Annotated in this window: 10 protein-coding genes; 5 read left to right on the top strand and 5 right to left on the bottom strand. The window is 62.9% G+C overall.

The window, feature by feature from the left end:
• Both GOEFS_RS11585 and GOEFS_RS11580 read left to right on the top strand, forming a co-directional pair.
• The coding region (locus tag GOEFS_RS11585; protein ID WP_373278203.1) for an alpha/beta fold hydrolase at window positions 1-874 on the top strand (874 nt) is incomplete at its 5' end.
• 32 nt (window positions 875-906) lie between these two features.
• Complete coding sequence (locus tag GOEFS_RS11580) at window positions 907-1689, top strand: DUF1266 domain-containing protein (RefSeq protein WP_170323164.1); 783 nt, start codon at window positions 907-909, stop codon at window positions 1687-1689.
• Here GOEFS_RS11580 and GOEFS_RS11575 read toward each other — a convergent pair.
• Complete coding sequence (locus GOEFS_RS11575; RefSeq protein WP_007318095.1) at window positions 1686-2285, bottom strand: hypothetical protein; 600 nt, start codon at window positions 2283-2285, stop codon at window positions 1686-1688. The two genes, GOEFS_RS11580 and GOEFS_RS11575, sit on opposite strands and share 4 nt — an antisense overlap.
• A complete protein-coding gene (locus GOEFS_RS11570) occupies window positions 2272-2679 on the bottom strand; it encodes a winged helix-turn-helix transcriptional regulator (protein ID WP_040524986.1) in 408 nt (135 codons plus the stop codon). Before GOEFS_RS11570 ends, GOEFS_RS11575 begins: the two co-directional genes overlap by 14 nt.
• A 104-nt stretch (window positions 2680-2783) precedes the next feature.
• On the opposite strand from GOEFS_RS11570, the gene GOEFS_RS11565 reads away from it, so the two are divergent.
• Window positions 2784-3638 carry an NmrA family NAD(P)-binding protein gene (locus GOEFS_RS11565; RefSeq protein ID WP_007318093.1) on the top strand — a complete coding sequence of 285 codons (855 nt, stop codon included), beginning with the start codon at window positions 2784-2786 and terminating at the stop codon, window positions 3636-3638.
• Window positions 3639-3640: 2 nt separating this feature from the next.
• Here the strand turns inward: GOEFS_RS11565 and GOEFS_RS11560 are convergent, their stop codons facing one another.
• Complete coding sequence (locus GOEFS_RS11560) at window positions 3641-4126, bottom strand: anthrone oxygenase family protein (RefSeq protein WP_007318092.1); 486 nt, start codon at window positions 4124-4126, stop codon at window positions 3641-3643.
• A gap of 93 nt (window positions 4127-4219) precedes the next feature.
• Between GOEFS_RS11560 and GOEFS_RS11555 the strand changes: the two genes are divergently transcribed.
• Together GOEFS_RS11555 and GOEFS_RS11550 are read left to right on the top strand one after the other, a co-directional pair.
• The gene (locus GOEFS_RS11555) at window positions 4220-5185 is read left to right on the top strand and encodes an AraC family transcriptional regulator (protein WP_007318091.1); all 966 of its coding nucleotides are present in this window, start codon (window positions 4220-4222) and stop codon (window positions 5183-5185) included.
• 13 nt (window positions 5186-5198) lie between these two features.
• The gene (locus tag GOEFS_RS11550; RefSeq protein ID WP_007318090.1) at window positions 5199-6488 is read left to right on the top strand and encodes a hypothetical protein; all 1290 of its coding nucleotides are present in this window, start codon (window positions 5199-5201) and stop codon (window positions 6486-6488) included.
• Here the strand turns inward: GOEFS_RS11550 and GOEFS_RS11545 are convergent.
• Both GOEFS_RS11545 and GOEFS_RS11540 read right to left on the bottom strand, forming a co-directional pair.
• Window positions 6485-7750, bottom strand: coding sequence for a M18 family aminopeptidase (locus GOEFS_RS11545; protein ID WP_007318089.1), 1266 nt, complete (start codon window positions 7748-7750; stop codon window positions 6485-6487). The genes GOEFS_RS11550 and GOEFS_RS11545 overlap by 4 nt on opposite strands.
• Window positions 7747-8415 (bottom strand): hypothetical protein, encoded by a 669-nt coding sequence (locus GOEFS_RS11540; RefSeq protein ID WP_050949880.1) that lies wholly within the window; start codon window positions 8413-8415, stop codon window positions 7747-7749. Before GOEFS_RS11540 ends, GOEFS_RS11545 begins: the two co-directional genes overlap by 4 nt.
• Between the last annotated feature and the right edge of the window lies 1 nt (window position 8416).

The raw sequence follows: 8416 nt of genomic DNA, 5'->3' as shown, positions 1-8416 counted from the left end.
GTACCGTCGAAGGATAGCGCGCATGCCACTCGCAGAATTGCCCTCCGGTCAGATCGAGTACGACGTCTACGGCCCCGAAGAGTCAGCACATCAGCCGGTGCTGTTCGTACACGGCGTTCTGGTCAACGGATTGCTGTGGCGCGAGGTCGCGCAACGGCTCGCCGCGGCGGGTTACCGCAGCTACGTCCCAACCTTTCCGCTGGGAGCACATCGACTTCCAGTACCAACCGGTAACGACGTCACTCCACCGGCTGTCGCCCAACTGATCCGCGAGTTCGTCCACGCCTTCAACCTCAACGACGCCACACTGGTCGGCAACGACACCGGCGGCGGCCTATGTCAGTTCGCGCTCGGCGTTGAACCCGATCTCGTCGGAAGCGTCGTACTCACCAACTGCGACGCCTTCGACAAATTCCCGCCACAGCCATTCAAGTTCGTCTTCAAACTTCTCAAACGAAAAGCCGTTTTGCGCGCTGCGATGCCCGCGATGGGCGCGACGTGGCTCCGGCACTCGTGGCTCGGATTCGGTTTGCTGGCAACCAAACCCGACGCGGCGCTCACCGCCGAGATGGTGCAGACCGTCCGTAGCGATCCGGCGATACAGGCCGACGCCGCCGCGGTTATCGCGGGAATCGACGCACTCGGCGACATGAGCATGGCCACCACGCGGATGTCGAAAGTGAAAGTGCCAGTGACCATTCTGTGGGGAATGGCCGACCGATGCTTCACCCCGGCGCTCGGTCGTCGACTAGCATCGACTTTCCCCGATGCGACGTTCGTCGAAGTCCCCGGGGCCCGCACCTTCGTTTCGCTCGACGCCCCGCAGGCAGTCGTCGACGCGGTGGCTGCGATCGGGGCACGGACGGCCAGGTGAACCGGACGCGGCTACGCTGAATCCTCATGGGCATGCCGCCGATCCAACCGTTTCCCTTTGGTGAGTCCTCGCCGCTCGCAACAGCATTCACCTGGACTGGGACTCCAGGACTAACGAACGAACAACAAGTCGCACTTAATGTCGGCGCAATCTTGAACTGCACCAACGGATTCGCGTGCGATACCCTCGACACCGGCGAGGCTGTCGTCGACGCACAGCGTCGAATGAGCGACTGGTGGGGTATTGACGACGCCATTTCCGCGCGGATCGCGGTTGGCGGTCTGCTCGACGGAATGCACAGCCGTGGTTTCGAGGTGGTCGCACCACTTGTGCAAGACGCGATCGATAGCACCGACCCGCTGATGATCGACAACCATCGCGAATTTCTCGCTGCGCGTATGACCACCAGTCCGCTGCCGGTAGCGGGCCGAATCGACGACTACAACGCGCTCTACAACCTCCGCACGATGGATATTCTGCGGCCGGTGCTGCGCAACGAAAACTTCCCCTCGCATATCCGTGCATGGGATCTCGGCCGCGTGGCATTCGTCGTCCGCATGAGTTTGCGATGCGGATACCTCACCGACGACGAGGCCTGGCCGATGGTGATCGCGGCGCTGGCGGCGGCACGTGATTACTACGCGAACTGGCGGCAATTCGCGCATGGCTACTTGATCGGCCGGGCCTATTGGATGGCCGGCTACGACCTCAAGAAGGCGGGAACATCCACATCGGATGTCGGAGCGATGATCAACGCGCTACTCGTGCGGGTGGACAGCCCGTGGCGGCGCCTGGCGCTCGCCGCCGACGCCTAGGCAAATATCCGCGCGATCGCGTGACGTGCGGTGTCGTCGTCGAGGCCCCCGGTTCGCTGCGCATCACGAATCGACATAAAGCGCTTGAACTGATCGCGAACCCCCGCATCGTCGGCCTTGTCGAGATCGTCGCGGCGCTCGTTCATCAGTTTGCGCGTCAACCAGAACACCCGCTGGTCGGTGATGTCGATCGCCAGCGTGCTACTGGTGAAGATCTTCGTCCACGATTCGTAGTCTTGCAGCTGGCCGACGTAGTACTTGCCATCCTTGTCACCCTGCGCGAAGCCGAGTATCGCGGCAGCGGGTAGCTCGTAGGCGAAACCCCGCTTGTCGTCGGTGCCAGCGGCGACCATCAGAATGCGATCAGTCGTCACGGCGAGTAGGCCCCACTGACCCTTGAACCAGGCGACGCACGCGTTGAGCAGCAATTCACCGCTGGCGAGGTAAGCAATCAGACATTCCGCATCGGGATCGTCCTGGGGCGACCACCACAACGCGGCCGCGATGTCGGCACGTTCGCGGTGCGCGACGCCGTAGTTCTGTTCTGCTGCCACAGGAGCAATGTAGTCCGCGCCGGCCGGGTCACTGTCGGTCATATGTCCTACGCGCCTGCGCGACGTCATCGACCTGGCCTTCCACCAACTCGATCAAGACGTGCAACTGATCGGCGACCAACGCCCCGCGCTCGGTCAGTGAGTATTCGACCTTGGGTGGAATCGACTGCAGCACATCACGATTGACAAATCCATCCCGCTCAAGTGACTGCAGCGTCACTGACAGCATACGTTCACTGACGCCATCGACGCGGCGTCGAAGGGCACTGAACCGCAAATCACCTTCCCGCAACGCGGCGAGCGCCAGCAACCCCCATCTACTCGTAACGGCCTGCAAGATATCGCGCGACGAACAGTTCCGCGCAAACACATCGGCTTCCAAGGCAGGGTCAACGGCGACTTCGCCCGCGGACTCGTCAACCCTTTTCAGCGCCATGAGTTTGAGCATACTCCCAGAGGGGTTCTTACTTCAATGTTGACACTTACTTCTAGTAAGTGCATAGTGATGAGGAAGTGCAGATCCCAACGAAGGAGATACCGATGACCACATACGCAGTAACTGGAGCAACCGGCGGACTGGGCGGCGCAGCGATCGACGCGCTGCTCGCCAGCGGGGTCGAGGCCACCGACATCGTCGCCGTCGTACGCGACTCGGCGAAGGCCGCCAGCCTCGCCGATCGTGGCGTGCAGGTACGACAGGCGGACTACAGCGACGTGCGGGCACTGACCACAGCACTGTCCGGCGTCGACAAGTTGCTCTTCGTTTCCGGCTCCGAGGTCGGCCAACGCGCCGCGCAACATGCCAACGTCATCGCCGCAGCCAAGTCCGCACAGGTCTCGTTCACCGCGTACACCAGCCTGCTACGTGCAACCGACAGCGCGCTCGCTTTAGGCGACGAACACCGCGCGACCGAGAAGGCCCTCGCGGAGAGCGGCCTGGCCTATAGCCTGTTGCGCAACGGTTGGTACTGGGAGAACTACCTCGCCGCGACAGATGCGGCAATCGAATCGGGCACGCTGTACGGCGCCGCGGGCGACGGTCGAGTGGCCGGGGCCTCGCGCGCCGACTATGCGCGAGCAGCGGCGGCCGTCCTGGTAAGCGACTCGCCGCGGGCGGTCTACGAACTCGCCGGCGATCAGCCACTCACCTATGCCGACATCGCCGCTCAGATCAGCACCGCCTCCGGGAAACCCGTTGTCTACCAGAATCTTTCGCAGGCCGACTATGCCGCCGCACTGGCCGGCAATGGGCTGCCCGAACCGGTAGCGAATATCCTCGCCGACGCAGATGCCGGCGTCGCTACCGGCCAGCTCGATTCGACGTCGACCGATCTCGTTGACCTGATCGGTCGGCCGAGCACGCCATTCAACGAAGTATTGCGCGCTGCGCAGTAGGTCTACGCCGACGGCCGGGTGGTAATCAGCCCGAGAACGAGGACGGCGAATCCACCCAGATGTGCGACGGTGCGCGCGATATTACATCGAACCCAGGAGGTCGCGAAGTCCGTCCACACAGCAGCGGTCTCTTGGACAGACGGGACGCCGGCCGCGTCGAGCTGGTTATTGAGCGGCACGTTGAACGCAACCGTGATCAACGTGCCCAGCAGGTAGCAGCCGAGCGCGGCCAGCGTCCACCATCGAAGATTCGTGTTCCAGCTGACCGCGGTCGCGAGTGCCGAGACGATCAGCCCGCCGCCAAAGATCAACCCGAAGATTGGGTTGAGTATCGCGGCGTTGATCCGTTGCATCACGGCGATGGACGACGACGCGTCGGCACGGGCGAGTGCGGGCATGACGGAGTAGGCGAATGCCGCGAAGAGGCCGGCCATTAGTCCAGAGCACAGCACCGCGGCGAGTAGAACGAGGGAGCGAAGGAATGTCATAACACTGAGTCAACAAGACTTTGGTGAGTGTCTACATAGCTGAATCACTCAAATCCATATCCATTCGTCTCACACTGCGATATTCTCGGCGGCGTGGACGCACTCGGCAGCTTGCTCAGCGGCCCTCGTGCCCAAGCCCCCTTCCTCCTGCGAATGGTAATGGCCGGCAGCTGGTCTGTCCGCATCGAAGACGAGGCACCCCTGACCGTCGTCGCGGTGAATCGGGGCGAAATACTTGTCACCTACCCTGATGGCGCGACCCACCGACTGCTCACCGGATCGATCGCACTGTTCCGAGGCACCGAGTCCTACCTCGTCGGCGACACCGCGGGCAGTCCGGTCGTCGCGGTCATCGACGCGAATGGTGACTGCTACGACCCGACCGGCTCCCAGCCGGTCGCCGAACAGATGCGCCGGGGCGTCCGCTCCTGGGGTAACGCGGATCAGGACGCCGACACGGTCGCACTCATCGGCGCCTATCAGCTCGGAGAGGTCGGAAAGCCGCTTCTCGCCGCGCTGGGACGCGTCACAGTCGTTGCCGCGCACGACAATCCGCTGATCGAACTGTTGGACACCGAATTGGCGGTCACCGCGCCCGCACAGGAAGCCGTGCTCAATCGTCTACTGGATCTGATCCTGGTGACGACCCTGCGCACTCACCTCGCCGCCGATCCGTCACAAGCACCCCGCTGGTATCGAGCACATACCGATCCTGTTGTCGGATCGGCGCTGGCGCTCATGCATAACAACGTCGAACGGGGTTGGACCGTCGAATCGCTTGCCGATCAGACCGGTGTCTCACGGGCTTGTCTGGCCAGGCGCTTCGCCGGACTCGTCGGAGAACCTCCAATGGCCTACCTAACCGACTGGCGGCTCCGCGTCGCGGCAGACCTCCTGTTGGGCAGCGACCTCACGATGGCGAGGATCGCCGAACGCGTTGGATACAGTTCGGCTTTCGCGTTCAGCAGCGCGTTCAAACGACGTCGGGGCATCACACCCACCGAGTACCGCCGAGTCGCGGCGGGCGACGTCGGCGAAACCCGACTACCGATGCCATGATTGACTGATATCCATGTCAGGGCAGTTCCGAAAGGTCACCAAACGTGTCGGCATCGGCACCGTCGTGGCGATCTGCTGCATCCTGCTGGTCGTCTCGGTTGGCCTGGTGCTCTCCATCAAAACACCGCCATCGACCGGATACGGCCAGCTGCGGAACTATCCATCGCAACCGGAGATCGCGTGGACCGTGGACAGCGACACCCTGCCCGAATACGGTCAGGGCAACGGCATCACCGTCGCGGGCACCTGGATGGACCGCTGGTTGCTGTCGTACCCATCCGGACTCGGCCGCGCCTACTTACTCGTCAGCGCGGTTTCCGGAAAGCCGGTGTGGGACAATCCGATCCGGGTCGGGTTGGGTAGCTGTGCGCTGACCGACGACGGTGTGGTGGGGTGCGCGGTGAAACTCGGCGAGGCGGCCAACGGGTTCTATCTCGCAGACCTGGATTCCGGAAAGCTCGGCAGCTCAACCAATCTGGACTCGACCGCGACAGTGATCGGAGTCGGGTCGAATTTTCTGCGCATCGACGAAGCCGGCTACCGGGCGATGCTCGCGACGCCGTCGGGCGACGAGATCTGGACCCGCACATTCGCATCCGCGGTGCGAGCCCGCTTCGAAAATAACGTGCTGATCATGACCGGCGCCGACGGTGCGAACGCGGTAATCGACACCGCCACCGGCGCGAATCGCATCCGCTGCGCTGATTGCGACATCAATGTATATCCAACCGGAATCACGGTGCAGCACAACGCTTATGGTCAAGAGAGAGTGGATTTCTACGCCATCTCCGGCGGACGGCTTACGACATCACAACCGACGTACCAATCGAACAAGATCGAAGTCGTGCGCGGGGCATCGACACTGCCGGTGCTCACGGGAATCGGCGACGCGACCGTACAGGAAACACAGGGACGCTACGAGGTTCGAGACCCGGCGCGGTCGAAGGCGTTATGGACCATCACCGACCCGGAACTGTCGAAGGTCAACACCCGCCCCTGCGGCACTGTCGTGGCGCTCGCCCGCAAAGACCGCTCGCGGTCGGTCTACCGACTCACCGACGGCAAGTCGGTCGGCAGGGTGCCTGGTCCCGACGCGGATAACCCGGACGCCGACATCGACCAACTCACCTGCGTGGGATCGTCGGATCGAACCATGGTGTTCGCGAACAACAATCAGCTCACCGGCTTCGCCATCGCCGACGGCACCAAATGGGAGCTGCCCATTATCGGCTGGGCGCAAGGCGTCGACGGCTACGTGGTCCTACATCAGGGGCAGTCGCTGTCGGTACTAGCGCCGTCCTAACTGCCCAACAAAAAGGCTTGCAGCGCAGCGGAATACATCCAGACGTCATCGACGCCCATTAGTTCCCGGGCGCTGTGCATAGCCAACTGCGGAGCCCCGACGTCCACGGTCCGCAAGCCGGTACGTGTCGCGGTGATCGGCCCGATCGTCGATCCGCAGGGCAGGTCGGCGCGATGCACATACCGCTGCAACGGCACACCGGCCCGATCACACGCGATCGCGAAGACGGCCTCTCCCAACGCATCCGACGCATAGCGCAGATTCTGGTTGACCTTGAGGACCGGACCGCCGTTGATGGCAATCTGATGCGCAGGCTCGTGCCGCTCGGGGTAATTGGGGTGCGTCGCATGCGCCATGTCACCGGACACGCAGACACTGGCCGCCATGGTCTGCAAATAATCGTCGCGGGAACCGCCACGCGACAACACGATTCGCTCACACACGGTCGACAGAAAATCCGACGCCGCGCCGCGTTCAGAGCCGCTGCCCACCTCTTCGTGATCGAAGAGAGCCAACATGCGCACGCCCGACGTCTCCGGAGAGTCGAGCAATGCCCGTAGTCCCGCATAGCAGGTGCCTTGGTTGTCCAGGCGCGGCGCGCTGAGCAAATCAGATTGCGCGCCAACAACTCTGGACGGGCTGACGTCGTGAGTCATCAGTTCCCAGCCCAACACTTCGCGCGGATCGACGCCGACCTGGCCCGCTACCCAGTCCAGTAGCGGCGGCGCATCGCGGACCGCGAAGATCGCGTCGACGTGACGCTGCGGATTCGGGGCCACACCTTTGCGATCCTCGGACAGATGGATCGCTAACTGCGGCACCCGCAGGATCGGCTCGCCGATGTGAATTAGCTTGTGGCTCACCGACGAACCTTCTCGATAGGCGATCCGACCCGATAAGCCGAGGTCGCGGTCGAGCCAGGAATTTAGCCATGCACCGCCATAGGGCTCCAGGCCGACCATCGACAGTCCGGCCGACGTTTTATCGGGATGCTGTTTCACGCGCAGGTTGGGACTGTCGGTATGGCCGCCGATGATGCGGAACGGTCCCTCGTCCGATTCTGACGACCACGCGATAATCGACCCGCCGCGGATGACGTAGAACGATCCGCAGCCACCTGGCCACTGATCGGTCTCGGCCAGGCGAAGGTATCCCGCGGTATCGAGTTCGCTTGCGACAGTGGCGCATACATGAAACGGGGACGGTGACGCATCGATGAACGCACCGAGCCCGGCAGCGGTCGCGCTGGTGTTGTTGCTCATGCCGTAACTCCTATCGAAGTCGTGTCGACTCGTGTGAGGCCAGCGACCCACACCAATGTCGCGACGACGGTGGTTTGCAGAACTAGTTCACCCGCGTTGCTGATCCAGAGCACTCCGGTCACCGACGCAGCGGCGAACATGACCAATGCACCGGCGATCAGCCACGGCCAACTCGCGGCGTGCCACGCGGATGCTCCCAAGACACTGAGCACGACGATGGTGGCGATAGCCGGAATCGGCGGTCCGTGCATCGCGTCGTTGACGTATCGCGTCAGGCCACCGGTATCGGATTCGACAAGGACGAGCGGGGTGAGTTCTTCGACGCAGCCGATGATGACCAACGCGATGACCAATGCGACACCGGCAATGGCCGCGGTTCGAGTGCGCAACCAGCCAACGCCGAGCCGTGCGACGAGAACTCCACAAACGACGATCAGCAACGGCAGTGCGAAAACGTGTAACCAGAAGCGCGGCACGTTGATTGCCGAAACAACGTCGCCGTAACCGACTAGCGATCCGACCGCCACGGCGAAGTTGTCGTAGGCCAATCCCAGACTCACGAACACGGTAAGCGCCGAGATCACCGGTTCACTGTCACGGCAGCGCGCTGCGATCACCGCCAATACGATCATCGCGGCCCCGAACGCCGCCATGATCGCCGACATC

Source organism: Gordonia effusa NBRC 100432 (assembly GCF_000241305.1).
Classification (GTDB): Bacteria; Actinomycetota; Actinomycetes; order Mycobacteriales; family Mycobacteriaceae; genus Gordonia; species Gordonia effusa.
This window is presented reverse-complemented; position numbering and strand designations above follow the sequence as displayed.